Raw genomic sequence first — 26425 nt, 5'->3', positions numbered from 1 at the left:
CCGGGCGTTCCCCGACTGTCACCCTGCGTCGGCTATGCGCGCCCTAAGACGCGCGGCGCGCAGTTCACGCGTACCGCTGCGCCGCGTGCAGGGCCGCGCCGGTGTACGAGCCGCCGAACAGGAACACGTGCAGGAGCAGCGGCGCGAGCTGGTGCAGCTCGACCCGCTCCTGCCACCCGGCGGCGAGCGGGGACTCGGCGTCGTAGGCGGCGAGCACGGCCTCGAGTCGGGGGAGTCCGAAGAGCCCGAGGAGCGCCAGGTCCGTCTCGGCGTGCCCACCGTGCGCGATGGGGTCGATGAGCACCGCTCCCGTGGGCGTCGTCCCGTCGATCGGCTCCGCGTCCGTCGGCCAGAGCACGTTGCCCGCCCAGAGGTCGCCGTGCAGCCTCGCCGGCCGGTCACCGACGAGCTTCGGCTGCGGTGACCCGAGCGTCCCGTCCTGGACCCGGTCGGCGACCCGGTCGAACACGCCTGCCTGGGCGTGGTCGAACCCGCCGGCGTCGACGATGCGGCGGACGAAATCGCGGATCCGGTACTCCGCGAAGAACTCGCCCCAGGTGGCCGGCGCGTCCGCCGCGGCGACGAACGGCGTGCGGGAGCGTCCCATCCGCAGGGGTGTGTCCGTCGGCCAGCCGGAGGGCGGCGCGCCCCAGTGCTCGGCGCCCGCGGCGTGGGTGTGCGCCAGGGACCGCCCGAACCGCTCGGCCTGCCGCGTCGACGGCGAACCGTCCGGGATCAGCTCGAGGTCGAGGACCGTCGGGCGGGGTCGACCGAGCACGCGGGCGATCCGGGTGCCGCCGTCGGGTTCGGCCTCGGCGAGCCAGTCCAGACCGGCTGCCTCGGCGGCGGCCTCGTCGGGGGAGGCGAAGGTCTTCACGTGGGTCTCGGCCATCGCCCCATCCTGCCGACGCCACCTCGGTACCGGGTCAGACCGCGTCGACGAGGGCCTTCGCCAGCGGGTGCCACTCGCGGGACGTCGGTCCGCTCAGCACGAGCGTCCGTGACAGCCGTCGGGCCATCGGCACCATGACGAGGTCCGGCGGCAGCATCACCCGCCCGAGCGTCGGCACGATGGACACGCCCTCGCCCCGCTCGATCATCCCGAACATGGTGCTCATCTCCCGCACCCGGTGGGCGTAGCGGAACGGCTGCCCGTCGAGTTCGTGCAGTCGCTGGATCTGGTGCTCGCACCCGCCACCGCCCGCGACGAGCCCGTCCTCGTGCAGGTCGTCGAGCGTCAGCGCGGGGAGGTCGGCGAGCGGGTGGTCGCGGCGGACCACCGCGGCCATCTCGTCCTGCGCGACGACCACACCGCCCGGTGGCACCGGCGTCGGGTCGACGAGCACGGCGGCGTCGACCGTGCCGGCCTCGAGCCACTCGGGCATCTCGTCGTCGTCTCCTTCGTAGACCTGCACGTCGACGTCCGGCAGCGTCACCGCCCACAGCTCGCGGAGCCGCGGCAGCAGGCCCTGGCAGACGGTGGGGACGGCCGCGAGGCGCACGGTGCCGCGCGCCGTGGCGGGCCGGACCACTGCCTCCAGGGCCTCGACGGAGGCGAGCACGCTGCGGGCGTGGGCCAGCAGACGGTCGCCGAGAGGCGTCGTGACGGCGGCCGCCCCGCGCCGGACCACCGGACCGCCCACCTCGCGCTCGAGCCCGGCGAGGGCGTGCGACACGGCGGACTGCCCGACGCCGAGCGTGGACGCCGCGCCCGTGAAGGAGCCGGCGTCGACGGTGGCGACGAACGCGCGCAGCTGGGGCACCGAGACGGTCATGCGTCTTCCTCATCCGTTCATGAGCGACATGCGTTTGCCGCATGCGCCGAGGATGTCGACACTAGGCGACATGAACGCGGTCCTCTACCTCCTCGTGGCACTGACCTGGGGCTCGAGCTTCCTGTTCGCGAAGATCGGGCTCGACGGGCTCGCACCGCAGCAGGTCGCGACGGTGCGCACGGTCCTCGGCGCGCTCACGCTCGTCGCGGTCCTGCTCGCGACCCGCCGGCGCTGGCCGCGGGAGCCACGGGTCTGGGGACACCTGCTCGTGGTGTCGGTGTTCCTCAACGCGGTGCCGTCGTCGCTCATGGCGTGGGCGGAGCAGACCGTGCCGTCCGGTCTCGCGAGCATCTACAACGCGACGACGCCGATCATGACGTTGGCAGCCCTCGCGGTGCTCGTGCCGTCCGAGCGGCTCCGCGGACGGCAGGTCGCGGGCATCGTGCTCGGGATCGTCGGCGTCCTGGTGCTGGTCGGTCCGTGGAACGTCATCGGGGACCCGGAGGTCCTGGCGAGCGTGCCGGGGCAGGTCGCGCTGCTCGGGATGACCGCGTGCTACGGCATCGGCCTCGCGTACCTGCGCCGGGTGGCGGTCGGCAGCGCGTACGACCCGGTCACGCTCGCGACGGTGCAGCTGACGCTGGCCTCCGGACTGCTCCTGCTGGTCGCGCCCGTCATCGCCACGGGTCCGGTACGGCTGGACTGGAGGATCGTGGGGGCGATGGTCGCACTCGGTTGCGTGGGCACGGGGCTGGCCTACGCCTGGAACACGCGGCTGGTGCAGGCGTGGGGAGCGGGTCGCGCCTCGACGGTCACCTACCTGACGCCCGTCGTCGGGGTGGTGCTCGGCGTGCTGGTCCTCGGCGAGCACGTCCGGTGGAACGAGCCGGTCGGGGGACTCGTGGTGCTGCTCGGCATCGCGCTGGCGTCGGGCGTGGTGGGCAGGCGGCGTCTGGGCGTGCGGGCTCCAGCCTGAACGGGGGCCGGATCCGAGAGCGACCGCGGCCGTAGGATCGGGCCGAGAAGTCGTCCACGGAGTCGTCGACGGAGACGGAGACCGGTCATGACCGCCACCCACCACACCAGCGCCACCGCCTCGGTCGCAGCGATCCTCGCCGAGTCCGCAGCGCGGTACCCGGACGACGTCGCCGTCATCGTCGGCGACCGGCACACCACCTACGCCGAGCTCTGGAGCCAGACGCTCGCGTACGCCGGTGCGCTGCGGGCCCGCGGCGTGGGACCGGGCGACCGTGTGGCGATGCTCGTCCCGAACGTCGAGGACTTCCCGCGGGTCTACTACGCGACCCTCGCGCTCGGCGCCGTGGCGGTCCCCGTGCACGCGCTGCTCAAGCGACGCGAGATCGAGTACGTCCTGCGTGACAGCGGCGCCTCGCTGCTCGTCTGCGCCGCACCGCTGCTCGGCGAGGGCGCGGCCGGTGCCGAGCTCGCCGAGGTCGACGTGGTGACGGTGCTCGCCCCGGCCGACTCGCCGGATCGACTCGAAGCGCTCGCGGAGCAGGCCGAACCACTCGACACCTACGTCCCCCGGCACCCGTTCGACACCGCGACGATCCTCTACACGAGCGGCACCACCGGCAAGCCCAAGGGCGCGGAGGGGTCGCACTTCTCGCTGCTCGAACAGGTCAACACGAACCTGATGACGACGTTCGACATGCACCGCGGGGACGTCCTGCTCGGCGCCCTGCCGCTGTTCCACACCTTCGGGCAGACCTGCACGATGAACACCGGCTTCCGGGTCGGCGCGACGATCGTCATGCTGCCGAAGTTCGACGGCGACACGGCGCTCGCCGCGATGGTCGCGCACGGGTGCGGCATCTTCATGGGCGTCCCGACGATGTACATGGCGCTGCTCGACGCGGCGACCCGTTCCGATGCCCGTCCGACGCTGCGGTACGCGATCTCCGGCGGCGCCTCGCTGCCACTGGCGGTCCTCGAGCGGTTCCAGGACGTCTACGACGCGCCGATCCACGAGGGCTACGGCCTCACCGAGACCTCGCCGGTCGCGACCTTCAACCACGTCGGACGGCCGCCGCGCCCCGGCACGATCGGCACCCCGGTGTGGGGCGTCGACGTCGAGATCGCCGACCCGGAGCAGCACGACGCGATCGTGATGCTGCCCCACGGCGAGATCGGCGAGCTCGTCATCCGCGGGCACAACCTCATGAACGGGTACCTCGACCGTCCCGAGGACACCGCCGCCGCGATCGTCGACGGGTGGTTCCGGACGGGCGACCTCGGGACGAAGGACGACGACGGCTACCTGACGATCGTCGACCGGACGAAGGACATGATCATCCGCAACGGCTACAACGTGTACCCGCGGCAGGTGGAGGAGGTCCTCGCGACCCACCCCGACGTCACGATGGCCGCGGTGTTCGGTGTGCCGCACGAGCTGCACGGGCAGGAGATCGAGGCCGCCGTGGTGCTCCGTGCCGAGGCGACGGCGACGCCGCAGGAGCTGATCGACTTCGTCGCCGCCGAGATCGCCGCCTACAAGTACCCCCGGGCGGTGCACGTCCTCGACGCGCTGCCCCTCGGCCCGAGCGGCAAGGTGCTCAAGCGCGAGCTCGTCGAGCGCTTCGGCGCGGAGGTGCCGGCACGCTCCTGAAGCCGGCCCTGCGTACGCTGACGACGTGAGCGACACCGGCGGGGCCTCGACCGCACGGTTGCTGTTCGCGTCGTCGCACCCGGGGCCCACCGTCACCGTGACCGTGCTCGCGACGGTGATCGCCGTGGCGGTCGGGCACGCGTGGTGGACGGTCGTCCTCGTCGCCCTGACCGTCGTCGCCGGGCAGCTCTCGATCGGGCTCGCGAACGACTGGATCGACGCCGACCGCGACCGGGCGGTCGGCAGGACGGACAAGCCCGTGGCGCAGGGGTCGATCGCCGTCGGCACGGTCCGTCGCGCGGCGTTCGGCACCGCCGGGGCGTCCGTCGTCCTGTCGGTGTTCCTCGGGCCGGTCGCCGCCGTCGCGCACCTCGTGCTCGTGGCCGCGGGGTGGGCGTACGACGCGGGGCTCAAGCGCACGGTCTGGTCCGTCGTGCCGTTCGTGGTCGCGTTCGGGCTGCTCCCGGTCGTGGCGGTCTCAGCCGGGCGGGACGGCGACTGGCCGGCGTGGTGGGCGATCGCGACAGGCGCGGTGTTCGGGGTGGCGATCCACTGCACGAACGTGTTGCCGGACCTGGTCGACGACGCGGCCACCGGGGTCCGGGGCTTCCCGCACCGGCTCGGGCTCCGGGGCGCGGGCGTCACGGCGTTCGGATCGCTCGTCGTGGCGGCGCTGCTCGTGCTCGGTGGTCAGGTGCTGGGGGACGGTCCGGTCCGGGGCGTGGGGGTGGTGCTCGCGGTGCTCGGGACCGTCGTGGTCGTAGCGCTCGCCGGGGTCGGGGTGCGGCTCGTGCTGGCCGGTCGGGCATCGCGGGTGCTGTTCCGACTCGTCATCGCGTCGTCGCTCGTGCTCGTCGTCGAGCTCGGCCTCGCCGGCGCCCGCCTGGTCGCCTGACCCGGCGCCCGCGCCCCGCCCGCGCGCCCCGCCCGCGCGACCTGCCACCGCGCACGCACCAGCGCCCGCGCGCCCCCGCGACCCGTCACGCCCACCGCATCGCGTACACACCGGCCAGCGCATCCGCGGTCGGGAGGGACAGGACCGTCCGGAGCAGCGCCTCCCGTCCGGCCGCCCCCACCCTGCCGAGCGGACGGCCGAACGGACGGCCGAGCGCCATGTTCACCTCCGCCTGCCGCGCCGCCCGCCGCGCGACCGCCTGCCGCCGCCGCGCGTACTCCGGCCACGGGCCGGCGCTGCCCGAGGCGACCGCCTCCGCGAGGAGCGGCGCGAGCTCGGCCGCGTCGAGCCACCCGAGGTTCATGCCCTGCCCGCCGATCGGGCTGATCTCGTGCGCCGCGTCCCCGGCGAGGACGACCCGGCCGACGCCGACCCGCTCGGCCTCCCGGCGTCGGACTCCGAACCCGCTGCGCATGCTGCAGGACGTCGGGTCCGGCCGGACACCGGTGCGTGCCGCCACGATCGCCGCGAGGTCCGCGGCACTCGGCGACGGATCGTCCGAGGACGCCAGGAGCACGACGTACCGACGACGGTCGCCGGGCAACGGGAAGGACTCCACCACGCCGGCCGGTCCGACGTCGACGAGCGCGTCCGTCCGGGCAGCGGGGTCCTCGACGTCGGCGAAGTCCCCCATCGCGTAGCGGTCCGGGTAGTCGCGACCGGTGGTGGCGATGCCGAGCAGGTCCCGCACGGTGCTCCGCGAGCCGTCCGCCCCGATGACGAACCGGGCCCGCACGGCCACCGCGCCGTCGGGGCCGGTCCCGACCGCGTCGACGTGGTCCGGGTGCCGCTCGAGCGCCGAGAGCACCGTGCCGGTCCGGAGCGCGTCCGGCGCTGCCGCGGCGAGACGTTCCCGCAGCAGGGCCTCGGTCCGGTGCTGGTCGAGCGTCGCGACGTACGGGTGCGTGGCCGACGCGTGGTCGAACGTCAGGGCGCCGAGCTCCCGTCCACGGCTGCGCGCGACCCCGCGGCGGACCCGGACGGCCTCGGCGAGGACCGGCCCGTCCAGCCCGATCGCCGCGAACGCGTCGAGGGACGGCGGGTGGATCCCGATCGCGCGGGACCCGGTCGGCGCACTCTCGCGCCGTTCCCACACCACGACCTCGAGCCCGCGGGCCGCGAGGAGCGCCGCGGCGAAGAGGCCGACGGGCCCACCGCCGACGACGAGGACGTCGACGCGCTCCGTGGTCACGGCCCGAGCCTACGGACGGTCCGCGCGGCGCCCACCCAGCCGCTCGGCACCCGGGGTCATCCGCTCGACCGAAGCGCTCCACCGGGACCGTCCGCGATGCTGGGGTCGTGCCCTTCACCGTCAGCCACGCGGTCGTCGCCCTGGCCGCCCGCCGCACCCCGCTGCCCGTCGCGGCGGTCGCCGTCGGAGCCATGGCGCCGGACGCCGTCCTGTTCGCGCCGTTCCTGCCGCCCTACGTCGTGGCGCACTCGTGGGTGGGCGTCGTGACGATCGACCTGGTGGTCGCGCTGGTCGTCCTCGTGGCCTGGTGGTACCTGGTGCGGCCGGCGTGGGCGGCGGCGGTGCCGGGCGTCCGCGAGCGGCTTCCGGCGAGCTGGTCGGCCCCTCCGCGTGCCGGGGACCGGCCGGTCCGCCGGGCGATCGCGGTCGTCGTCGCCTGTCTCGTCGGGAGCGTGACGCACGTCATGTGGGACGCGTTCTCGCACGAGGCCGGGTGGGCGGTGCAGGCGATCCGGCTCCTCCGCGAAGGCCCGGCGGCCTACCCGGTCTGGGCCGGCGTGCAGGACGGTTCGAGCGTGCTCGGGTTGCTCGGGCTCGTCGTCGCGGCCGTGGTGTGGTGGCGACGGAGCACGCCGCGTCGGATGCCGCCGCCCGCTCGGTGGGAGGCCGCGGTCGTGGTGGCCGCGGGCGCGATCGTCGTCCTCGCCGTGCTCGGGATCGCCGGTCGGGTGCTCCTCGGCGGCGGTGGCGTTGCCGGGATCGTCACCGAGCTCGCCTTCCGGTTGCCGGTGGTCGTCGCGCTGGTGCTCGTGGTCGGCGCCGTCGGACTGCTGGTCGGACGCAGCCGTCGCACCCGCTGACGCGGACCCCGGAGGCGCGGTGCGGCCGCCGTCGGCCGTGTCGCGTCCGGCAGGCCGCGGGTCGGGAGGCGCGGTGCGCGCGCCGTCGGTCGTGTCGCGTCCGGCAGACCGTGGTTCGGGAGGCGCGGTGCGGGGCCGACCCGCGCCTCCCGTCCGTCAGGCGGTCGCGTCCGCCGTCTCGCGAGCGGACCGGTCCGCGGCGACCAGCCGCCGGGCTTCACGGAACCGCTTCCGCAACCGCTCGACCGGCACCTCGACCGCGTAGGCCGCCCCGACCGCGACCAGCAGGGCCGCCCCCACGAGCCACACCTTGCCCCACGCCCCGATCGCGAACGTGCCGAGCAGCGCGATGACCACGGGGTGCCAGAGGTACGCCGAGTACGACACGCGACGACCGAACCACGACACGGGCGTCCACGCGAGCGCTGCCGACAGCGGCGACCGCACCGACACCAGCCCACCGATGAGCAGCGCCGAGATCAGCCCGGTCACCGGGAGCACGACGCCGAACGACCAGGCGTGCTGCGTCCAGTCGTCGTCGATCCAGAACTGCACCGCGGCGAGCAGCCCGATGCCGAGCCAGGTGCCGACGTGGCCGGCGATCCCGGAGGCCCACGTCCGGAAGCGCTCGTCGTCGAGGAGCAGTGCGAGCAGACACCCGGTCGCCAGCGGCACGACGCCGAGCACGGGGGAGAAGTACACGTCCGGGGTCGCGCCGCTGTTCGGCGTCCGGTAGCTCAGCCACGACGCCGCTGCGGCACCGACGATCACGACGCCGAGCCCGGTCATCAGCCAGCGCCGACGCGACCGCAGTGCGAACAGGAGCACGAGGACGGGCGGCCAGACGAGGTAGAACTGCTCCTCCATCGACAGGCTCCACGTGTGCGCGAAGACGCCCTGCGTGGTGTCCCAGTACGAGCGGAAGAGGTTGCCGGTGTAGCTCAGCGCGATGAACGCCGCCTCGCCGGGGGAGAACGAGGCGCCCTTGTAGTCGCCGACCCAGTTCCACAGCGCGAGCCCGACGATGACGAGCGCGAGCAGGGCCGGGTAGAGGCGGAGGAGCCGCTTCGTCCAGAACGAGCCGAGCCGGATGCGCCCGGTGCGGCGGTGCTCGCCGAGGAGCAGCGTCGAGATGAGGAACCCGGAGAGCACGAAGAACACCGTCACGCCGATGAACCCGCCCTCGAACTGCGGCACGTGCAGGTGGTAGAGGATCACGATGAGGATCGCGACCGTCCGGAGCCCGTCGAGCGCCGGAGCACGGTTCGTGAGCGGCGGCGGGGGCGTGGGTCGTGCGTGCCTGCCGTCGGTGTCGGCCGGTGCGGATGTCGTGCGGGTCCGCTCCGGCGAGGTCGTGGTGATGGCCACGGACGCCTCCTGCGCGATGCTGTCGATGGGGTCACGGGCCGTCGGGCGTGACCGGATCGTTACATGATGCTCGCGGAAGGTAAGAGCCGTCTCAACGACCGGGGTGCACCAGGGTCGTCAGGGCGTCGAGCCGTTCGTGGGCGATGGTGGCGAACGGGCGGTCCTCGTCGTCGGCGATCCACTGCGCGAACGACAGGTGGAACACGGTGACGGCGGTCTCGGCGGCGATGGTCGCGGCGGGCTCCGGGACGCCGCGGTCGCGCAGGACCTCACCCAGTCGGACCTTCAGGGTCGCGAGCTTCCCGAGCTCCCGTTCGCCGAGTGCGGGGTTGCCGTCGATGATGCCCTGGCGTGCGCGCGACCACGGGCGGCGCTCGTCGGGGAAGAACGCGCCGCTGGCGTCGAGCGCGAGCCGGACGAGGTCGAAGGGCGGGGTGCCGGCGGGTGCGGCCTCGATCGGGGTGGTGAACATGCCGAGGAAGTCGTCCTGCCCGGCGAACAGCACTTCACGCTTGTCGGCGAAGTGTCGGAAGAAGGTGCGCTCGGTGACCTCGGCCGCGGCGGCGATCTCGGCGACCGTCGTCTCGTCGTACCCCTGCTCCGCGAAGAGCTGCAGGGCCGTGGCCTGCAGTCGCTCACGGGTCCCGGGTTGCCATCTCGCCATGTCCGCAGTCTACTGATGACAGCGACTGACATCGAGTGCTACGGTGATGTCAGTTCATGACATCACCGCCGTGGACACCTGCGAAGGGAAAGCACATGCACGTGTTCGTCACCGGGGCCTCCGGATGGATCGGCTCCCACACCGTCGACGAGCTCCTCGCCGCCGGACACACCGTCACCGGCCTCGCCCGCTCCGACTCGTCGGCCGCCGCGCTCGAGGCGAAGGGCGTCGCCGTCGTCCGCGGTGACCTCGACGACCTCGACGCCATCCGCCGCGGGGCCGCCGCGTCCGAGGGGGTCCTGCACCTCGCGAACAAGCACGACTGGGCGAACCCGGCCGCCACGAACGCCAGCGAACGCGCCGCGGTCGAGACCATCGGCGAGGCACTCGTCGGCACCGACCGGCCGTTCGTCGTCGCCTCGGGCGTCGCCGGCCTCGCCCCGGGTCGCCCGTCGACCGAAGCAGACCCGAGCCCGTTCGTCGGCCCCGACAGCATGCGCGGCGGCAGCGAGAACCGCGGGTTCGACTTCGTCGACCAGGGCGTGCGCACCATCGCGGCCCGCTTCAGCCCGACCACACACGGCACCGGCGACCACGGGTTCATCGCCGCGATCGTCGCCGCCGCCCAGGAGCGGGGCGAGTCCGGCTACGTCGGCGACGGCACCAACAGCTGGGCGGCCGTGCACGTCACGGACGCCGCGCGGCTCGTCCGGCTCGGGCTCGAGCAGGCACCCGCGGGCACGAAGCTGCACGCCGTCGCCGAGACCGCGATCCCGACCCGCGCGATCGCCGAGGCCATCGGCGTCGCCCTCGGGCTGCCGGTGACCTCGATCGATCCGCAGGACGCGCTGTCGCACTTCGGGTTCATCGGGCAGTTCTTCGGCATGGAGATGTCGGCGACGTCCGAGGCCACGCGCGAGCTCCTCGGGTGGGAGCCCACCGGGCCGGGGCTGCTCGAGGACATCGCCGCCGGCGCCTACTCCGACGTGCGGGTGGCGTAGCGCGACCGACCACCGGCCTGGAGGCGCGTGGCGGCCCTGCCCCGCGCCTCCAGGCCGTCGCCGGTCCGGACCACCGCGCTTGGTGAGCAGAAATGGTCGGGTCCCGTCTCCGGACCCGACCATTCCTGCTCACCAAGTGGGCGCCCGCGCGGCGGCCGCGCGCGCCTACTCCGCCTTCTGCATCTGCCAGGGCTCGGGCTCGCGGTCGCCGTTCGGCCGCACGGGCCGGACGTCGCCGACGATCGGGATCGCCCGCTTCCGCATGAACCAGAGGTACCGCACGAAGAAGTGCGACAGCGTCGAGAGCCGGTTGCCGTTGCCGAGCAGCGACGCGATGTGCACGGCCACCCACGCCGCCCAGGCGACGGGCCCGACCATCGTGATGCCCCCGCGGAGCTGGGCCACCGCGGCGTTCGTGCCGATCGTCGCCATCGTGCCCTTGTCGAAGTACTTGAAGTGCTCGGTCGGCTTGCCCGCCATGAGCCGCACGATCTGCCGCGCCGAGTGCCGTCCGCCCTGCAGTGCCGGCTGGGCGAGCTGCGCGAGGGCGTCGTCCTGCGCGGCGATGTCACCGGCGGAGAAGATCCGCTCGACGCCCTTCACGCTGAGGTCGTCGTTCACCTGTATGCGTCCGCCGTGGGTCTGCGGCATGCCCCAGCCGGAGACCTCCTTGTGCGCGGCCACACCGGTCGCCCAGATGACCTGCGACGCCGGGATGAACTCGCCCTCGGCCGTCATCACGCCGTCGGGCTTGACCTCGGAGACGCCGGTGTTGAGGCGCAGGACCACACCGCGCTTGCGGAGGACCTTGGCCGCGTAGCGACGCAGCCGCGGGGCGAAGGGCTTGAGGAGCTCGCCGCTGCGGTGCACGAGGGTGATCGAGATGTTGCCCCGCTCGATCTCCGGGTACGCGCCGACGAGGGCCTGGTCGCGGAGTTCGGCGAGCGCACCGGCCATCTCCACGCCGGTCGCGCCACCGCCCACGATGACGATCTTGATCTCGTCGGGGCCCTGGTTGGCGGCGGCTTCCTCGAGGCGGGTGAACAGCTCGTCGCGGATGCGGAGCGCCTGCGAGCGGGAGTACATCGAGTAGGCGTACTCGTACGCGCCGGGCGTGCCGAAGTAGCTCGTGTTCACGCCGTTCGCGAGGATCAGCCAGTCGTAGTGCAGGTGCTCGCCGTCGGACATCTCGGCGACCCGCTCGACCGGGTCGATGCCGGTGAGCAGCCCGTGCCGGAACTCGGCGTTGCTCTGCTTCGCGCGGAGGCTCCGGAGGAAGTACGTCACGTCGCCGGCGTTCAGCCCACCGGTCGCCACCTGGTACATGAGCGGCTGGAACATGTTGTAGACGTGGCGGTCGACCAGGGTGACCCGCACCGGTGCGTCGGCGAGCTCGCGCATGGCCGCGACACCGGCGAATCCACCGCCGACGATGACGACGTGCGGGCGGGTGTCCTGGGGCATGCTGACTCCGGCTTCCTCGGATGGTGAGATGGTCACCACCGAGGGTACGCGCGGTTCGGACAGTCGTTCGACGGCCTGGAGGCGCTGCGCACCTCCGTCAGGCGTCGCGCGGCGCGTAGGTGCTCACGACGTTGCCCTTGCTCGTCACGGTGCTGTCGACCAAGCGCAGGCGCGTGGGCGGGTCGGTCGGTTCGAAGAGCCTGCGGCCCGAGCCGGCGATCGCCGGGTGCACCATGAGCTGCAGTTCGTCGAGGACTCCCGCGAACAACAGGCTGCGGACGAGCGTGACGCTGCCGCACACCGCGATGTCGGCGCCGTCCCGCTGCTGCAGCCCGCGGACGAACTCCGGCACGTCGCCCGTGATCCGGGTGCTGTTCTCCCACGCCAGGTCGTCGCCGAGCGTGGTGGACGCCACGTGCTTCTCGATCGGGTTGATCCACTGGCCGAAGGGTTCGTCGGGGTGGGCGGGCCACCACTCGGACCACTCCAGGTAGCTGTTCCTGCCGAGGAGGACGGTGTCGGTGCGGGCCATGAACGCGCCCATGCCCGCACCGAGCTCGTCGTCGAAGGAGTCGTACTGGAAGGTGTACGGGTCCTGCACGACGCCGTCGACCGACGTGAAGAGTCCAGCGGTGACCTTGCGCATGGTCGGAGCGTAGCCCTCAGCTGTTCGCGGAGGAACCGCTCGTGTCCGACCCGGTGCCGGTGCCGGTGCCGCTCCCGGTGCCGCCCTGCGTGCCGTTGCCCGGGAACTGTCCGGTGCCGCCGCCGGGGAACTGGTTCGTGCCGCCGTTCGTGCCCGGCACCTGCGTCGTGGACTGACTCGTGCTGCCGCCGATCGCGTGTCCGATGGCGAAGCCGATGCCGCCACCGACGAGCAGTGCCGCGAGGCCGACCCCGACGGCCAGCACCTGCCAGAACCACGGCGGTCGCGGGCCGCGCCCGCGCCGGGGCGTCGCCGCGGACCCGTACCAGGGCGTCGCGCCGTTCGGGGCGCCCGGGTTCCACGAGCCCGCGGAGGGTGCCGGTGTCGCGTACGGGTGCTCGGGCGCCGGCGCCGGGGCGTCGAGCGTCGCGGTCGAGGTGGGCGTCGGTGCGGCGCCCCAGCCGGCCGGGCTGGCGGGGTACGGCGTGGTGGGCTGGTGGGCAGCGGGGTCCACGCCGTCGCGGGACTCGGGGTTCACGGGGGTGCGCTCGGTCATGAGGACGAGTACAGACCGGTCGCCTATGCGTGGGCGATGACGACGCTGGTGCGTCACTGTGCACAGCGCCGTCCGCGTAGCCTCGCATCGTGCGCGCGAGAGTCGAGACCGTCCGGATCTACGGACTCCCCGTGCGCCTGCACACCCTCGCGCCGGCCGGCAGGGTGCACGACGCCGTCGCCCCGACGGTCGTGCTCGTGCACGGCATCGGGATGTCGCACCGGTCGTTCGCACGATCGCAGCGGGCGCTCGCCGCGACGCACCGGACCGTGAGCGTCGACCTGCCGGGCTTCGGCGGGCTCCCGGCGTCCGGCCGGCGCCTCACCATGACGGAACTCGGGGACCTCGTCGTCCGCGCCGTGCGGTCCCGCGGGGCCGGGGACCTCGTGCTCGTCGGGCAGTCGATGGGGACGCAGGTCGTCGCCGAGGCGGCCCGTCGGCACCCGGACGCCGTCGCCTCGGTCGTGCTCGTCGGTCCGGTCATCGCCGCCGGTCGTCGCCGACTGCTCACGCAGGCGCTCGACCTCGGGCGGGACGGCTTCGTCGAGGGCGCCCGGATGAACGCCGTCCTCGTGACCGACTACCTGCGGAGCGTGCGGCAGTACGTGCCCGAACTCCGACCGATGCTCCGCTACCGCCTCGAGGACACCGTCGCCGAGCTCGCGCAGCCGGTGCTCGTCGTCCGTGGCACCGAGGACCCGATCGCACGCCACGACTGGTCCGCCCGGGTCGCCGCCACCGCCCCGCGCGGCGCGTTCGTCGAGCTGCCGGGGCCGCACCACGTGCAGGAGCGCCATCCGGTGGCGTTCGCGCGGCTCGTGGGGGAGTTCCGCCGCGTGCAGACCCTCGAGGGGCTGCGGTGACCGACGCGACCACGTCGGGGATGGACGGGACGCGCACGGACCGCACCGCGCCTCCCGTCCGCGTCTCCCTGCTCCGCCGCACCCGGTGGGCCGTCCTCGACTGGTGGTACGCGATCCGCTGGCAGGTGCGGAGCCTCGGGCCGACCACCGCCGACGACTACCGGAGCGGCGACGGCCAGCCCGTCGTCGTCGTGCCCGGCGTCTACGAGACCTGGCACTTCATGCGTCCGCTCATGGACGCCCTGCACGACCGCGGACACCCCGTGCACGTGCTGCCGGTGCTGCGGCACAACCTGCGACCGGTGCCGGAGTCCGCGGCGGAGGTGCTCGCCTACCTCGACGAGCACGACCTCCGCGACGTCCTGCTCGTCGCGCACAGCAAGGGCGGGCTGATCGGGAAGTACGCGATGACGCGCCTCGACGACCACGCGCGGATCGACCGCATGGTGGCGGTGTCGACGCCGTTCGCGGGCTCCGGGTACGCGCGGCTCGCACCCGTCCGGCACCTGCGGGCCTTCCGGTCGAGCGACCCGGTGCTCGCCGGCCTCGCACGGGAGCTCGACGCGAACGCCCGGATCACCAGCGTGTACGGCGTCTTCGACACGCTCATCCCCGAGGGCAGTGCGCTCGCCGGCGCGACGAACGTGCGGGTCCCGGTCGGCGGGCACTTCCGCATCCTCGGCGACCCGCGGACGCGTGCGGCGGTGCTGGCGGCGGCGGATCCGGACCACCAGGCCCCGGTCGAGCCCCGGCCGAGCTCCGGCCCGACCCCGGCCGAGCCCCTGCCTGGCCCGACCCCGGCCTGAGCCCTAGGCGCCCGGCAGGAACAGGCAGAACGGGTGTCCGTCGGGGTCGAGCAGCACGCGGACGTCCTCCTGCGGCTGGAACGCCGCCTGACGAGCGCCGAGTCCCTCCGCCCGGGTCACCGCCGCCGGCAGGTCCTCCACCTGGAAGTCGAGGTGCAGCTGCATGCCGGGGGCGTCCTCGGTGCCGGGCCACGTGGGCGCCACGTAGGCGGGTTCGAACTGCACGGAGAGGCCCGGGCCGTCCTCGGGGCGGATGCGGGCCCAGGTCGGGTCGTCCTCGTGGACGGTCCAGCCGGTCAGCGCGCCGTAGAACCGGGCGAGCGCGAGGGGGTCCGGCGACTGCAGCACGGTGGCGGCGAGCGTCGGCATCGACGGGTCAGCAGCGGTCATGCGGCGGAGCGTACGCCCGCGCCGCGCGCCCCGGTCAGCGCGTGGCCACGCTCGCGCGCTCGACGATCCGGTGCGGCACCACGACGGTCTCGGGCGGAGCCTCGCGGTCCTCGATCCGCCGGGTGAGCAGGTCGAGCGCCGCCGTCGCGAACGCCCGTCGGTCGAACGACACCGTGCTCAGCGCGGGGATCGCGTACGCGGCCCCGTCGACGTCGTCGAACCCGATCACGCTCACCTGCTCGGGGACCCGCACACCACGCGCGGCGAGGACGTGCAGCACCCCGAACGCGATCGAGTCGGTGAAGGCGAACACCGCGTCGGGCAGCGAGTGCTCGTCGAGCCACGCCGCGAACGCCGACGCCGCTGCACTGGTCGACCACGCCGGCAGCGGGACCCGCAGCTCCGGGTCCGCACCGATGCCCGCTGCCGCGAGGCCCGCGAGGTACCCGCGCTCCCGCAGCTCGCTCGTCGCGGTGGCCTCGACGTCACGGGCGGCACCGACGATCGCGATCCGACGGTGGCCCCGTCCGACGAGGTACGACGTCACCTGCTCGGCCGCGGCACGGCTGTCGACGTGCACCTGGTCGACGTGCTCGGGCTCCACCTCGCCGATGACGACGGTCGGGGGCAGCCCCTCGGTCGAGGCGAGGACGCTCGCGCTGAGCGACACCGGGTTGAGGATCAGCCCGTCGACGAGGTGCGCCCGGGCACGCGAGACGAGGTCACGCTCGCGGGCGGGGTCGTTCGCGGTCTGGTCGAGCTGCACGGTCCAGCCGCGCTCCCGCGAGAGCTCGACGAACCACTGCGCGAGCTCGGCCGAGTAGGCGCTGGCCATCTCGGGGAGCGTCAGGGCGATCGCACCCGAGCGTCCGTTGCGCAGCCCCCGGGCGGACAGGTTCGGTACGTAGTCGAGCTCGGCGAGTGCCTGCTCGACCCGTGCGCGGGTCTCCGGGCGCACCACGACACCGCCGTTGATGACGTTGGAGACGGTCTTCGGCGACACCCCGGCGAGGGCAGCCACGTCCCGCACGGTCGCGCGCATCGCCACGAGCGTAGCGCGGCTGCGGCTCAGGGACGCACGTACCGGTGCACGTACGTGGTGTAGCCGACGGGGACGGTCTCGCTCCCGGCGGTCTCCGGATCGTCGTCGAGCACGCGCCGCACCCGGTCGAGGAGGGCGGTGCGCTCGTTCGGCGGCAGCACGATGACGTAGCTGCGGGAGGCGACCATGTCGAGGAACGCCGACCGGTCCTGCTCGTGCACCCACGGGAACCGCTCGTGCTCGACGGCGCCGTCGTCGAACGGTGCTCCGACGACCGGCGCGCTCTGGACGCTCGCCCGCGACTCGGGCTGGGACAGGATCGCGCTGATCCGGGCGGACCAGGGCCGGGTCTCGTCGCGGACGTTCCACACCAGGCCGAGGACGCCGCCGGGGCGGAGGACCCGGGCCGCCTCCTGCGACCCCCGCACCGGGTCGACCCAGTGCCACGCCTGCGCGAAGGTCACGGCGTCGGCGCTCCCGTCGGCCAGGGGGATCGACTCGCCGGTCCCCGCGAGCGCCCGCACGTCGGGCAGCACCGCGGTGAGCCGGTCGCGCATCGCCGGGTCCGGTTCGACGGCGACGACCTCGGCGGCGCGTCCGACGAGGCTCCGCGTGAACTTGCCGGTCCCCGCGCCGACGTCGGCCACGAGTCGGGCGTCCGCCGGCAGGAGCCAGTCGACCGCCGCGTCCGGGTACCCCGGCCGTCCGCGCTCGTACGCATCGGCAGCGGCTCCGAACGAGTTGGCGTACTCCTCGAGCGTCATGCGTCCAGCATGCCCCGCCCGGCCGGGTGGCGGACCGGAGGGGCGGGTCGGGCCGGTCGCGCGCCTCCCGGCCGGCCGTGTGACGGACTGGAGGCGCGGGTCGGGGCCGCCACGCGCCTCCCGTCCGCAGTGGGGTCGCCGGGCGACGCGTCGCTCACGCCGTCGGGACGGGCACCGTCCTGCCGGTCCGCACCGACTCCTGCGCCGCGAGGACGATCGACAGCGTCCGCAACCCGACCTGCACGTCGGGCTGGGGCTGCGCGCCGTCCCGCACCGCGTCGAGGAACGTCCGCAGCATCGGCACGTCGTGGTCCGCCCCGTACCGCAGTTCGATCGGCCGGCCGCCCACCGCGTCGAGCCCCCTGGCCGCCGCGCCGAAGAAGTCGACCGACACCGTGCCGCCCGTCCCCGCGACGTCGAGCGTCAGGCCGCCCCACGCCGGCGCCGTGTCCGGGCGGCTCCACGAGCAGTCGATCGCGACGACCATCCCGGTGTCGTAGGTCACCGTCACGAGCCCGGCCGTCTCGGCCCGTGCGCGCTCGGCGTGCAGCACGCGGTTCGCGACGGCGGTGACGGACACCGGTCGCGCGCCGGTCAGCCCGTCGACGAGGTCGGCGACGTGCACGACGTGGTCGACGATCGCACCGCCGCCGCTCAGCGCCGGGTCGGTGAACCAGTCGCGCGTGAGCGGCAGCATGCCGTTGTTCGCGCCGCGGACCGAGAACACCGTGCCGAGCGCACCCGACGCGTGCGTGGCCCGCAACCGGTCGAACGCCGACGCGAACCGCACCGGGTAGGCCATCATCAGCGTGACCCCGGCGCGCTGCACGGCGTCGCGGATCGCGAGGCCGTCCTCCCACGAGGTGGCGAGCGGCTTCTCGCAGAGCACGTGTGCGCCGGCGGCGGCTGCGCGTTCGACGAACTCGCGGTGCCGCGCGTTCTCGCTGGTGACCACGACGGCGTCCGGTCCCCAGGCGAGGAGGTCGTCGACCGTGTCGGCGTGGTCGACGCCGAGCGCTCCGGTGAGGTCGGCGCCGCGGAGTTCGCCGAGGGTCGTGCCGGTCGAGACGCCGCCGGGGTCCGTCCCGCGCACCTCGACGTCGGGCATCGCGGCGAGCGCCGAGAGGTACCCGATAGCGTGCGTGTGGGCGAAGGACAGGACGCCGACGCGGAGGGTCACAGCGTCACCTCCACGGGTTGCCCGGACTCGATCGACGCCAGGGCGGCGTTCGCGAGGCGCACCGCGACGGCACCGTCCGCCGCACTGACGCGGGGGAACGGCCCGCCGTCGAACGCGGCGACGAAGTCCGCGAGCTCGAGGGCGTACGGGTCCTCCGCGGGGTCGACGGCCGGAAGGAACCCGTCGACGGCGGTCGGGGTCGCGAGGTCGGCGTGGGTGTCCTCCTCGGCGAGGGACGAGTGCGACAGGCTGCCGAGCGTGCCGGTCACCGAGTACTCCGTGCTGAAGGCCAGGTGCGGTGGTCCCCAGAGTCCGGCGACGTGGCTGATCGCGCCGGACGCGTGCGTGAGGAGGACGTGCGCGGCCTCGACCGGGTGCTCGTCGTCGCCCGTGCGGACGGTGACGGCGGACACCCGGGTGACCGGGCCGGCGACCCAGCGGGCGATGTCGAGGTCGTGGATCATCTGGTCCATCACGATGCCGCCGGACTGCGCCCGGTCGCCGAACCACGCGACTCTGGTCGGGAACGCCCCGGAGCGGGAGAAGCGCAGGACGGCGAGGTCGCCCAGGAGGCCCGTGGTGACGGCCTCGTGCAGGCGCCGGTACGCGGGGAACCAGCGGACGACGTGCGCCGGGTAGAGCTGCAGGCCCGCGTCCGCCGCCCGGGCGACGAGGTCGTCGGCGTCGGCGTCGGTGCGGGCGAGGGGCTTCTCGGAGACGACGTGCCTGCCCGCCGCGAGTGCCGCGCGGACGACGGTGGCGTGGGCCGGTGTCGGGACGACCACGTCGACGACGTCGACCGCGGCGAGCAGCTCGTCGAGCGAGTCGGCGACGGTGATCGTGCTGCCGACCCGTGCGGCCTCGGCCGCGAAGGCGGCGGCGAGCGCGGGCGCACCGTCCTTCGAGTGCACGACGAGGTCGCCCAGGCGGAGGAGCCCGGGGACGTGCGCGACCGCGATGCCGCCGGCGCCAACGAGTCCGATCCGCCGGCGTGGTCGGGGTGCTGACTGCAGCGTCATGGAGCCAGCGTAGAGGTCCGCCGAACGCAGTGCGGCGATGCGACCCGGCTTCGTCCCGATGGACCGTTACAACGATGGAAACGTTTGGCAACGGGTTGCCGCACGGTTGCCGTCACCGCCAGGGTCGCTCCAGGAATCCAACGGAGGGGGCCACCGAGTGACGAAGCTCGACGACCGTGCGACGAACCGCACGAGGACCGCTGCACAGCGCGACCCGGGAGCGGCACCACCACCCGACCCCGGGCTCCGTCGGCGCAGCACGTGGCAGCGGATCCGCCGTGACCGCGTCCTCCTGCTCATGGGCCTGCCCGGCGTCGCGCTCCTGCTCGGGTTCCACTACCTGCCGCTGCTCGGGAACCTCATCGCGTTCCAGGAGTACCTGCCCTTCGTGCCGCTCGGCCGCAGCCCCTGGGTCGGCGTCGAGAACTTCTCCGTCATCTTCGACGGCGACCCCGAGTTCCTCCGCGCCCTCGGCAACACGCTGCTCATCACGCTCGTGCAGGTCGTGTTCGTCTTCCCCGCGCCGATCATCCTCGCGCTCATGCTCAACTCGCTGCTCTCCGAGCGGATCAAGCAGGTCGTGCAGTCGGTGCTGTACCTGCCGCACTTCCTGTCGTGGGTGATCGTGGTCGCGGTGTTCCAGCAGATCCTCGGCGGCTCCGGACTCGTGAACAACGCCATCCGCGCGGCCGGCGGTGACGCGATCGACTTCCTCGGCAACCCGAACGGGTTCATCGCCCTGCTGACCAGCCAGGTGATCTGGAAGGACACCGGGTGGGCGACGATCCTGTTCCTCGCGGTCCTCAGCCAGATCGACGCGAGCCTGTACGAGGCCGCGAAGATGGACGGCGCGAGTCGCTGGCGGCAGCTCTGGCACGTCACGCTGCCCGGCATGCGCGGCATCATCATCCTGCTGCTCATCCTCCGGCTCGGCGACTCCCTGACCGTCGGGTTCGAGCAGATCCTCCTGCAGCAGCAGGCCGTCGGCCGGGCCGCGAGCGAGGTCCTCGACACCTACGTCTACAACAACGGCGTGCTCGGCGGGCAGTGGGGCGTCGCCGCAGCGGTCGGGCTCGTGAAGGGCGTCGTCGGCGTCCTGCTCGTCCTCGGCGCCAACAAGCTCGCGCACGTCTTCGGCGAAGCGGGCGTCTACCAGAAGGAGGCGAAGTGACCGCCACGCACACCGTGACCGTCCCCCGGACGAAGAAGCGCCGCCGCGGTGGCCCGGACGTGCCCCCGCTGCCCGGACGGCTGCTCACCGGGTTCGTCCTGCTCGTGATCTGCCTCGTCGTCATCCTGCCGTTCGTCGGCATCGTGTCGACCAGCCTCGCGCCCGTCGCCCAGGTGAACGACGCCGGCGGGTTCGTGATGTGGCCGCAGGGACTCGACCTCGGCGCGTACCAGAGCATCTTCGCCGGCGGCGTCGTCACCCGCGCGATGCTCGTCAGCATCGGGATCACCGTCGTCGGGACGCTCATCAGCCTGTTCGTCAGCGCGATGCTCGCCTACGCCCTGAGCCGTCCGGGGTCGTACGGCTCCGGGATCGTCCTGAGCCTCGTGCTGGTCAGCCTGCTGTTCGCGCCCGGGCTCATCCCGAACTACCTCGTCGTGAAGGAGTTCGGGCTGCTCGACTCGTACTGGGCGCTGATCCTCCCGACGGCCCTCAGCGCGTTCAACGTCATCGTGATGCGGTCGTTCTTCATGGCGATCCCGAAAGAGCTCATCGAGTCCGCCCGCATCGACGGCGCCGGCGACTTCCAGGTCTTCTGGCGGATCGTGCTCCCGCTGTCCAAGGCCGTCCTCGCCGTGATCGGCCTGTTCTACGCGGTCGGCTACTGGAACGCCTTCTTCAACGCGCTGCTCTACATCAACGACACCGCGAAGTGGCCGCTCCAGCTCGTGCTGCGCACCTACGTCATCAACAACGCGCAGCTCGGCGGCGCCGACCTCGGCACGTCCTCCGACGCGCTGCCCCCGCAGGCCTCGATCCAGATGGCGATCCTCGTCGTCTCGATCGTGCCGATCCTCATCGTCTACCCGTTCCTGCAGCGGCACTTCGCCAAGGGTGTCCTGACCGGCGCGGTGAAGGGCTGACCATGACCACCTCCATCAGCCGCCGCGCGCTCGTCGCGGGCGGACTCGGGATCGCCGCCACGACCCTCCTGGCCAGCTGCTCGACCGTGACCCGGTCCACCGACGTCCGGGCCATCAACAAGGCCGTCCAGCTGCCGGACTACGTCCCGTGGACCGGCGGCCCCGAGCCCGTCCTGCCGAAGACGAGCCCGCTCATGCCGAGCGCCTTCCGGAAGATCCCGGCGACGCTCGTGCCGACCAGGGGCAAGCCCGGTGACGGTTCGACCGTGCACGGCAGCGTGCCCACCAACTCGCCCGTCCCGCCGCCGAAGGGGAGCAACCCGTACTGGCAGGGCCTCGACGAGCGGATGGGGATCGACCTCGACCTGACGATCACCCCGAACGCGGACTTCGGCAACAAGTTCGCCACCCAGGTCGCGGGCGACACCCTCGGCGACGTCTTCACGATCAACCAGGCGTTCTCGTACCTGCCGCAGTTCCTCGAGGCGAAGGCCGCCGACCTCAGCCCGTACCTCTCCGGCAGCGGCGTCCGCGACTACCCGTACCTGGCGAACCTGCCGACCGCGTCGTGGCGCGGGACGGTGTTCTCGGGCGGCATCTACGGCGTCCCGGTGCCGCGGGGGCCGCTGACCTCGCAGGCGCTGCACCGCCGCCAGGACCGCTTCGAGCGGCTCGGCGTCGACCCGTCGTTCTCGAGCGTCGACGAGTTCGTGCAGCTCTGCCGGCAGGTCTCCGACCCGCACGCGAACCGCTGGGCCCTGGCCTCGGTGCCGACGAGCATCCTCGCGCCGATGCTCGGCCTGCCGAACCAGTGGCAGGAGCAGGGCGGGCGGCTCACCCACATGTACGAGCTCGAGGAGTACGTGGAGCTCCTCGACGTGTCGCGCCGGCTCATCGCCGAGGACCTCGTCCACCCCGACAGCGTCACGGCCTACAACGGCAAGGTCTGGTTCGTGCAGGGCTCCGCGCTGATGCTGTCCGACACGTACAGCGCGATCCCGGGACTCCTGCAGCAGGCCACGCCCGGCTCCGGGTTCGAGCTGACGATCGCCCCGTTCGTCGGACCGTCCGGAGGCGCTGCGAAGCCCTGGTTGGGCGATCCGAACAACACGATCACGTCCGTGGCCGCCGGCTCCGAGTCCCGGGTGCGGATGCTCCTCGAGGTCCTGAACTGGTGCGCCTCCCCGTTCGGCACCGAGGCCTGGACGTACCGCAAGTTCGGCATCGAGGGGCGCGACTTCGAGTACCGCGACGGCGCCCCGGTCCTGACGAAGACCGGCAACAGCGAGACCGCGCTCGGCGAGTTCCCGCTGCAGTACTTCACCGAGTGCCCGCTGCCGCTCTACTACGCGGGCAACCCGACCATGACCGACACCGTGTACGAATCGCTGGCGTCCTGGCTCGACCGCGGCCTGCCGAACCCCGCCTACGGCCTGTACTCGCCGACGAACTCGACGAAGGGACCGGCGGTCGGCACGTTCGCGACGAACGCGATCAACGACGTGCTGCTCGGGCGGGCGAAGGTCTCGTCGTGGCGGGCGACCGTGCGCGACTGGCGCCGCCGGGGCGGCGACGCGATCCGCCGCGAGTACGAGCAGGCGCTGGAGGCGCGCGCCGCCTGACGCAGCTGCTGACGGACGGGAGGCGCGGGTCGGCCCCGCCCCGCGCCTCCCGTCCCGCAAACCGGCGCGCCCACCCCCGACCGGACCCCGCGCCGGGCCACGGACGTCCGCATCCGCCTCCGGTCGTGACCGTTCCGGTCCGCGGAACCCGGGGATCACGAACCGGAACGGTCACAGGTCGCGCGGATTGCCCGAACCCGGCGCGCTCCGTGCCCTACGCTCAGCCCTGTGGGGAAGCGCGGCATCTCCGTCGAGACGGTCATCGACGCCGACGTCGACCGGGTGTGGGCGGCGACGCAGGACCCCGAGCAGCACGTCCGGTGGGACGTCCGCTTCTCCGAGATCGTCCCGGAACCGGCGGACACCGACGGTGCCGCCCGCTTCACGTACGTCCGGCGCTCCCCGGTGCACGACGTGCACGGCACCGGCGTGAGCATCGGCGAGCGACGGCGGGCGGACGGCACCCGCACGTCGGCACTGCGGTTCGCGACCGACGACCGGCTGTCGCCGATCCGCGCCGGCCGCGGCTACTGGCGGTACGTCCCGACCGACGACGGGCGCACCCGGTTCGTCACCGGCTACGACTACGACTCCGGCTGGGGGCCGCTCGACCTGGTGGTCCGGCCGCTCCTCGGCTGGGCGACCGCGTGGAGCTTCGACCGGCTCCGGATCTGGCTGGAAGGCGGGGCCGAGCCGGAGGCCTGGCCGCTCACCTCGGTGCTGCAGCCGTGGCGGCGGGACCGGCCCCGCGCCTCCAGGACCCGCCGCGCACCCGTCGGGGGCACCCGGCGAGGCGACCAGCTGCACGACGCGCCCGCCACCCTGGCAGCGCTGCCCGACCCGGGAGGCGACCGATGAGCTCGGTGTTCGAGGAGGCGCTCGGCGCCGACTTCCAGCGGCTGCACCCGCAGATGCGCCGCAGGTTCGGCGTCGGTCTCGATGCCGCCGAGGCGTGCACCGGCCGCGGCGTCATGACGTCGATCCGCCGGGGACCGTGGTGGACCGTGCCGTTCCTGCAGATCGGGCGACTGCGGAACATCCTCGTCCCGGACGTCGGGACGGACGTGCCGTTCACGATCGAGAACTACCCCTACCGTGACCGGTACGGCCGCGAGACGGTGACGTTCGTCCGGACCTACACGACGAAGCCCGGGCGGACCGCTCGGTTCGACGCCACGATGGTGCTCGTCGACGGCAAGGTGCTCGACTACCTCGGTTCTCACCAGCACCTCGCGGTGGACCTCGACCTCACCGTCGACGACCGTGGCGGCCTCGTGCTGACCTCGGACGCGCAGCGGTTCTACGAGGGGCCGATCGCGTTCCGTTTCCCGATGCTGTTCAGCGGTCGCGCGACCCTCCACGAGTGGTGGTCGGACGACGACCAGGCGTTCCACGTCGACCTCGAGGTGCACAACCGCGTCTTCGGGTTCCTGTTCGGCTACCGCGGGACGTTCACTTGCGAGTGGACGCCGGCGACTGACGCCCCCGAGCGGTTGAAGCCGCGGCGGACCGAACTCCGGACCTGACCGCGGCGGCGGGCACCAGGGGCGTTCAGCGCCGGAGCCACCCCGCCTCGGCGAGCACCGTCTGGAGCTCGTCGACGAACCGGGACCCGTGGAAGCCGTCCGTGACCGCGTGGTTCACCTGGAGCGCGAGCGGCATCAGGGTGCGCCCCTCGACGAAGCGGTACCGGCCGATGGTGAAGATCGGCAGCAGGTGGTCCCAGCCGTCCCGCACGTGCAGGGCGAACCCGGTGAAGGACGCCCCGGGCAGGGTCGAGATGTCGAACACGTTCCGCGGGCGGTCCTCCTGCGGGAACATCCGGTGGTCGTCCCGGTAGCGCTCCATCGTGGCGACCGCGGCCTCGTGGAAGCGTGCCGGATCGTCGTCGTACGGCACGGTCAGCACCGAGAACGTCTCGGTGTCGGGGTGGAACACGGTGAACATCGGGTGCACCACGTCCCAGACGGCGGGCGACCCGTCGTCGAGCAGCTGCATCCGGAACTCGGCGTGCCGGTTCACCACCGACGCGATCGCCCAGATCTGCGACGCGTACGTGCGGCGGTCCGTGGCGCGCACGGTCTCGGCGAAGTCCGTGACGTCGAGCTCGACGGTCATCTCCCACGTGCAGGGCACCCGGTCGCGGTAGTGCTCGAAGTGTTCGCGTCGGGGCCAGCGGTCGAGGTCGACGGGGCGGAGCTCGGTCATGGGACCAGTTTCGTCGCGAGCGCCTGGTCGAGTGCCGAACGGTCCCCGTCGATCGTCACGGCGACCGTGTCGAGCGGGCGTCGGCCCCAGAGGACGAGCAGCAGGTCCTCCGCCCGCCCCGTCACCCGGACCGCCGGTCCGGCACCCGCCGTCCCGACGAGCTCCGCCTCGCCGTCGGCGTCCGGGAACCGGAACACGACGGTCTCCGACAACGCATCGACGCGGCCGAGGCGCACCTGGCGCGGGTACAGGTCGCCGACCACCTCGCGCACGCCGTCGGCCGCGGTGTCGGCCCGGAGGCGCGGCTCGCCCCCGACCGCCTGCTGCGCGTCCCACAGGTGGATCGTCGTCTCGTGCAGCTGCCGTCGTGCCCACGTGCCGGCGGTGTCGGGTGGGTCGATCGCGCTGCACGCGGCGTCCGCGGGGCGCGCGCGGAGCGCGGCCACGAGGCGGTCCGCGCCGGCACGGAACCGGTCGGCGAGGTCGGCGGGCTCCGGCGCTTCCGGGTCGTCGGGGTCGTCTGGGTCGTCCGGCTCGGTTCCGGTGAGCTGGCCGAGGGCCCAGCGGTGGATGTCGGTCAGGTGCCCGGCGAGGTCCGCCAGCGTCCACCCCGGGCAGGACGGCACCACGGCGCTGTGGTCGCCGGACCGGAGCACCGCCTCGAACCCGTCGATCGCCTCCTCGAGCAGGTCGATGCGGGCCCGATGGCTGGACCTGTCGGCGAAGCCTGCGACGTCGACGCCGCTCGAGCGCAGGGCAGCCCGGAGTCCGTCGACCCCGGTGAAGTGGTGGACCCGCATGCCGAGTTCGACGGCCCCGGCCAGCTTCCGCTCCGAGTCGTCCGTGAAGAACACCTCGGGTCCGTCCAACCCGAGCGCGTCGAGCACGTGCCGGAAGGCCCGGACATCGGGCTTCGCGAACCCGATCTCGTGCGAGCTGAACACGGCGTCGACCCGGTCGTGCAGGCCGAACGAGGCCACCTCGGCCGGGATGCCGTCCGTGCCGTTCGTGAGCACCGCCGTCGTGTACCCGGCGGCGCGGAGCTCGTCCGCGAGGGCCAGCACGTCGGCGTCGGGGGTGAACGGGTGTCGGCCCCAGGCCTCGGCGGCGGCCTGGTCGCCGATGCGCTCACCGATGGCCCGGACCCACTCGGCTCGGGTGATCCGACCGGTCGTCACCTCGTCGATCAGGGGTGCGGCGAACGCCACCGCCTCGATCGTTCCCGGGGACAGGTCGTGCGCGCGTTCGATGGTCTCGACGTGCTCCGGGTGGAAGTGTCGGATGACGCCGTCCAGGTCGAACAGGACCGCGCGGATGCCCGTCACGA

26 protein-coding genes and 1 pseudogene are annotated in these 26425 nt (G+C 73.2%); 12 read left to right on the top strand and 15 right to left on the bottom strand.

All coding sequences use genetic code 11. The annotated features are described in order from the left end of the window. Nucleotides 1-64: 64 nt before the first annotated feature. Both QE359_RS00205 and QE359_RS00200 read right to left on the bottom strand, forming a co-directional pair. Nucleotides 65-904, bottom strand: a pseudogene (locus QE359_RS00205) (fructosamine kinase family protein); the annotation flags it as partial. Between the two features lie 22 nt (nucleotides 905-926). Continuing rightward, a complete protein-coding gene (locus tag QE359_RS00200) occupies nucleotides 927-1775 on the bottom strand; it encodes a LysR family transcriptional regulator (protein ID WP_309776714.1) in 849 nt (282 codons plus the stop codon). Nucleotides 1776-1845: 70 nt separating this feature from the next. Here QE359_RS00200 and QE359_RS00195 point away from each other — a divergent pair, with 70 nt between their 5' ends. The 3 genes from QE359_RS00195 (at nucleotide 1846) to QE359_RS00185 (ending at nucleotide 5299) form a co-directional block, all read left to right on the top strand. After that, nucleotides 1846-2751 carry a DMT family transporter gene (locus QE359_RS00195; protein WP_092385905.1) on the top strand — a complete coding sequence of 302 codons (906 nt, stop codon included), beginning with the start codon at nucleotides 1846-1848 and terminating at the stop codon, nucleotides 2749-2751. Between the two features lie 87 nt (nucleotides 2752-2838). Next, a complete protein-coding gene (locus QE359_RS00190) occupies nucleotides 2839-4404 on the top strand; it encodes a long-chain fatty acid--CoA ligase (RefSeq protein WP_309776713.1) in 1566 nt (521 codons plus the stop codon). Between the two features lie 25 nt (nucleotides 4405-4429). Then, on the top strand, nucleotides 4430-5299 hold the full coding sequence (locus QE359_RS00185) for a UbiA family prenyltransferase (protein ID WP_309776712.1): 870 nt from the start codon (nucleotides 4430-4432) through the stop codon (nucleotides 5297-5299). 85 nt (nucleotides 5300-5384) lie between these two features. Here QE359_RS00185 and QE359_RS00180 read toward each other — a convergent pair whose 3' ends face one another. Next, on the bottom strand, nucleotides 5385-6551 hold the full coding sequence (locus QE359_RS00180) for an NAD(P)/FAD-dependent oxidoreductase (protein WP_309776711.1): 1167 nt from the start codon (nucleotides 6549-6551) through the stop codon (nucleotides 5385-5387). Between the two features lie 107 nt (nucleotides 6552-6658). Between QE359_RS00180 and QE359_RS00175 the strand changes: the two genes are divergently transcribed. Further along, nucleotides 6659-7411, top strand: a complete 753-nt coding sequence (locus QE359_RS00175) for a DUF4184 family protein (RefSeq protein WP_309776709.1) — start codon at nucleotides 6659-6661, stop codon at nucleotides 7409-7411. A 156-nt stretch (nucleotides 7412-7567) separates the two neighbouring features. Here the strand turns inward: QE359_RS00175 and QE359_RS00170 are convergent, their stop codons facing one another. Beyond that, a complete protein-coding gene (locus tag QE359_RS00170; protein WP_309776708.1) occupies nucleotides 7568-8779 on the bottom strand; it encodes an acyltransferase in 1212 nt (403 codons plus the stop codon). A 91-nt stretch (nucleotides 8780-8870) separates the two neighbouring features. Next, complete coding sequence (locus QE359_RS00165) at nucleotides 8871-9443, bottom strand: TetR/AcrR family transcriptional regulator (protein WP_070418073.1); 573 nt, start codon at nucleotides 9441-9443, stop codon at nucleotides 8871-8873. Nucleotides 9444-9538: 95 nt separating this feature from the next. On the opposite strand from QE359_RS00165, the gene QE359_RS00160 reads away from it, so the two are divergent. After that, nucleotides 9539-10444 carry an SDR family oxidoreductase gene (locus tag QE359_RS00160; RefSeq protein WP_309776707.1) on the top strand — a complete coding sequence of 302 codons (906 nt, stop codon included), beginning with the start codon at nucleotides 9539-9541 and terminating at the stop codon, nucleotides 10442-10444. 165 nt (nucleotides 10445-10609) lie between these two features. On the opposite strand, the gene QE359_RS00155 is transcribed toward QE359_RS00160, so the two are convergent. From QE359_RS00155 to QE359_RS00145, 3 genes are all read right to left on the bottom strand, one after another. Beyond that, nucleotides 10610-11944, bottom strand: a complete 1335-nt coding sequence (locus QE359_RS00155) for an NAD(P)/FAD-dependent oxidoreductase (protein ID WP_229086779.1) — start codon at nucleotides 11942-11944, stop codon at nucleotides 10610-10612. A 61-nt stretch (nucleotides 11945-12005) separates the two neighbouring features. Beyond that, nucleotides 12006-12554, bottom strand: coding sequence for a dihydrofolate reductase family protein (locus QE359_RS00150; protein ID WP_309776706.1), 549 nt, complete (start codon nucleotides 12552-12554; stop codon nucleotides 12006-12008). A gap of 16 nt (nucleotides 12555-12570) precedes the next feature. After that, nucleotides 12571-13110, bottom strand: coding sequence for a hypothetical protein (locus tag QE359_RS00145; RefSeq protein ID WP_309776705.1), 540 nt, complete (start codon nucleotides 13108-13110; stop codon nucleotides 12571-12573). 89 nt (nucleotides 13111-13199) lie between these two features. Between QE359_RS00145 and QE359_RS00140 the strand changes: the two genes are divergently transcribed. Both QE359_RS00140 and QE359_RS00135 read left to right on the top strand, forming a co-directional pair. Then, nucleotides 13200-13973 carry an alpha/beta fold hydrolase gene (locus tag QE359_RS00140; protein ID WP_309776704.1) on the top strand — a complete coding sequence of 258 codons (774 nt, stop codon included), beginning with the start codon at nucleotides 13200-13202 and terminating at the stop codon, nucleotides 13971-13973. Next, nucleotides 13970-14779, top strand: a complete 810-nt coding sequence (locus QE359_RS00135) for an alpha/beta hydrolase (RefSeq protein WP_309776703.1) — start codon at nucleotides 13970-13972, stop codon at nucleotides 14777-14779. The genes QE359_RS00140 and QE359_RS00135 overlap by 4 nt, the downstream gene beginning before the upstream one ends. A gap of 3 nt (nucleotides 14780-14782) precedes the next feature. Here the strand turns inward: QE359_RS00135 and QE359_RS00130 are convergent, their stop codons facing one another. The 5 genes from QE359_RS00130 to QE359_RS00110 form a co-directional block, all read right to left on the bottom strand. Further along, nucleotides 14783-15169 (bottom strand): VOC family protein, encoded by a 387-nt coding sequence (locus QE359_RS00130; protein WP_309776702.1) that lies wholly within the window; start codon nucleotides 15167-15169, stop codon nucleotides 14783-14785. Between the two features lie 34 nt (nucleotides 15170-15203). Beyond that, nucleotides 15204-16211, bottom strand: coding sequence for a LacI family DNA-binding transcriptional regulator (locus QE359_RS00125; RefSeq protein ID WP_309776701.1), 1008 nt, complete (start codon nucleotides 16209-16211; stop codon nucleotides 15204-15206). Nucleotides 16212-16237: 26 nt separating this feature from the next. Further along, nucleotides 16238-16975, bottom strand: coding sequence for a class I SAM-dependent methyltransferase (locus QE359_RS00120; protein WP_309776700.1), 738 nt, complete (start codon nucleotides 16973-16975; stop codon nucleotides 16238-16240). Nucleotides 16976-17129: 154 nt separating this feature from the next. Then, the gene (locus tag QE359_RS00115; RefSeq protein WP_309776699.1) at nucleotides 17130-18155 is read right to left on the bottom strand and encodes a Gfo/Idh/MocA family oxidoreductase; all 1026 of its coding nucleotides are present in this window, start codon (nucleotides 18153-18155) and stop codon (nucleotides 17130-17132) included. Then, nucleotides 18152-19174 carry a Gfo/Idh/MocA family oxidoreductase gene (locus QE359_RS00110; protein ID WP_309776698.1) on the bottom strand — a complete coding sequence of 341 codons (1023 nt, stop codon included), beginning with the start codon at nucleotides 19172-19174 and terminating at the stop codon, nucleotides 18152-18154. Before QE359_RS00110 ends, QE359_RS00115 begins: the two co-directional genes overlap by 4 nt. Before the next feature lie 157 nt (nucleotides 19175-19331). Between QE359_RS00110 and QE359_RS00105 the strand changes: the two genes are divergently transcribed. The 5 genes from QE359_RS00105 to QE359_RS00085 all read left to right on the top strand — a co-directional run bounded on the left by QE359_RS00105 (nucleotide 19332) and on the right by QE359_RS00085 (nucleotide 24416). After that, nucleotides 19332-20345, top strand: a complete 1014-nt coding sequence (locus QE359_RS00105; RefSeq protein ID WP_254790898.1) for a sugar ABC transporter permease — start codon at nucleotides 19332-19334, stop codon at nucleotides 20343-20345. Continuing rightward, nucleotides 20342-21268, top strand: a complete 927-nt coding sequence (locus QE359_RS00100) for a carbohydrate ABC transporter permease (protein ID WP_309776697.1) — start codon at nucleotides 20342-20344, stop codon at nucleotides 21266-21268. Before QE359_RS00105 ends, QE359_RS00100 begins: the two co-directional genes overlap by 4 nt. A 2-nt stretch (nucleotides 21269-21270) precedes the next feature. After that, nucleotides 21271-22890 carry a hypothetical protein gene (locus QE359_RS00095; protein WP_309776695.1) on the top strand — a complete coding sequence of 540 codons (1620 nt, stop codon included), beginning with the start codon at nucleotides 21271-21273 and terminating at the stop codon, nucleotides 22888-22890. A gap of 228 nt (nucleotides 22891-23118) precedes the next feature. Then, entirely contained in the window at nucleotides 23119-23748 is a 630-nt protein-coding gene (locus QE359_RS00090; protein ID WP_309776694.1) for an SRPBCC family protein, read from the top strand. After that, nucleotides 23745-24416: a DUF4166 domain-containing protein gene (locus tag QE359_RS00085; RefSeq protein WP_309776692.1), complete on the top strand. Its 672-nt coding sequence runs from the start codon at nucleotides 23745-23747 to the stop codon at nucleotides 24414-24416. Before QE359_RS00090 ends, QE359_RS00085 begins: the two co-directional genes overlap by 4 nt. Before the next feature lie 25 nt (nucleotides 24417-24441). On the opposite strand, the gene QE359_RS00080 is transcribed toward QE359_RS00085, so the two are convergent. Beyond that, on the bottom strand, nucleotides 24442-25098 hold the full coding sequence (locus tag QE359_RS00080; RefSeq protein WP_071296078.1) for a CatA-like O-acetyltransferase: 657 nt from the start codon (nucleotides 25096-25098) through the stop codon (nucleotides 24442-24444). Next, complete coding sequence (locus tag QE359_RS00075; RefSeq protein ID WP_309776691.1) at nucleotides 25095-26423, bottom strand: HAD-IA family hydrolase; 1329 nt, start codon at nucleotides 26421-26423, stop codon at nucleotides 25095-25097. The genes QE359_RS00080 and QE359_RS00075 overlap by 4 nt, the downstream gene beginning before the upstream one ends. Nucleotides 26424-26425: the final 2 nt, after the last annotated feature.

It is taken from the genome of Curtobacterium sp. SORGH_AS_0776, from assembly GCF_031453355.1.
In the GTDB taxonomy this organism is placed as follows: Bacteria; Actinomycetota; Actinomycetes; order Actinomycetales; family Microbacteriaceae; genus Curtobacterium.
This window is presented reverse-complemented; position numbering and strand designations above follow the sequence as displayed.

What these genes read in the sequence shown, in the direction of transcription:
- QE359_RS00085 (WP_309776692.1), top strand. Translation starts at nt 23,745, where the DNA reads ATGAGCTCGGTGTTCGAGGAGGCGCTCGGCGCCGACTTCCAGCGGCTG.
- QE359_RS00165 (WP_070418073.1), bottom strand. Translation starts at nt 9,443, where the DNA reads ATGGCGAGATGGCAACCCGGGACCCGTGAGCGACTGCAGGCCACGGCC.
- QE359_RS00080 (WP_071296078.1), bottom strand. Translation starts at nt 25,098, where the DNA reads ATGACCGAGCTCCGCCCCGTCGACCTCGACCGCTGGCCCCGACGCGAA.
- QE359_RS00095 (WP_309776695.1), top strand. Translation starts at nt 21,271, where the DNA reads ATGACCACCTCCATCAGCCGCCGCGCGCTCGTCGCGGGCGGACTCGGG.
- QE359_RS00125 (WP_309776701.1), bottom strand. Translation starts at nt 16,211, where the DNA reads ATGCGCGCGACCGTGCGGGACGTGGCTGCCCTCGCCGGGGTGTCGCCG.
- QE359_RS00145 (WP_309776705.1), bottom strand. Translation starts at nt 13,110, where the DNA reads ATGACCGAGCGCACCCCCGTGAACCCCGAGTCCCGCGACGGCGTGGAC.
- QE359_RS00150 (WP_309776706.1), bottom strand. Translation starts at nt 12,554, where the DNA reads ATGCGCAAGGTCACCGCTGGACTCTTCACGTCGGTCGACGGCGTCGTG.
- QE359_RS00130 (WP_309776702.1), bottom strand. Translation starts at nt 15,169, where the DNA reads ATGACCGCTGCTGACCCGTCGATGCCGACGCTCGCCGCCACCGTGCTG.
- QE359_RS00110 (WP_309776698.1), bottom strand. Translation starts at nt 19,174, where the DNA reads ATGACGCTGCAGTCAGCACCCCGACCACGCCGGCGGATCGGACTCGTT.
- QE359_RS00195 (WP_092385905.1), top strand. Translation starts at nt 1,846, where the DNA reads ATGAACGCGGTCCTCTACCTCCTCGTGGCACTGACCTGGGGCTCGAGC.
- QE359_RS00190 (WP_309776713.1), top strand. Translation starts at nt 2,839, where the DNA reads ATGACCGCCACCCACCACACCAGCGCCACCGCCTCGGTCGCAGCGATC.
- QE359_RS00160 (WP_309776707.1), top strand. Translation starts at nt 9,539, where the DNA reads ATGCACGTGTTCGTCACCGGGGCCTCCGGATGGATCGGCTCCCACACC.
- QE359_RS00200 (WP_309776714.1), bottom strand. Translation starts at nt 1,775, where the DNA reads ATGACCGTCTCGGTGCCCCAGCTGCGCGCGTTCGTCGCCACCGTCGAC.
- QE359_RS00120 (WP_309776700.1), bottom strand. Translation starts at nt 16,975, where the DNA reads ATGACGCTCGAGGAGTACGCCAACTCGTTCGGAGCCGCTGCCGATGCG.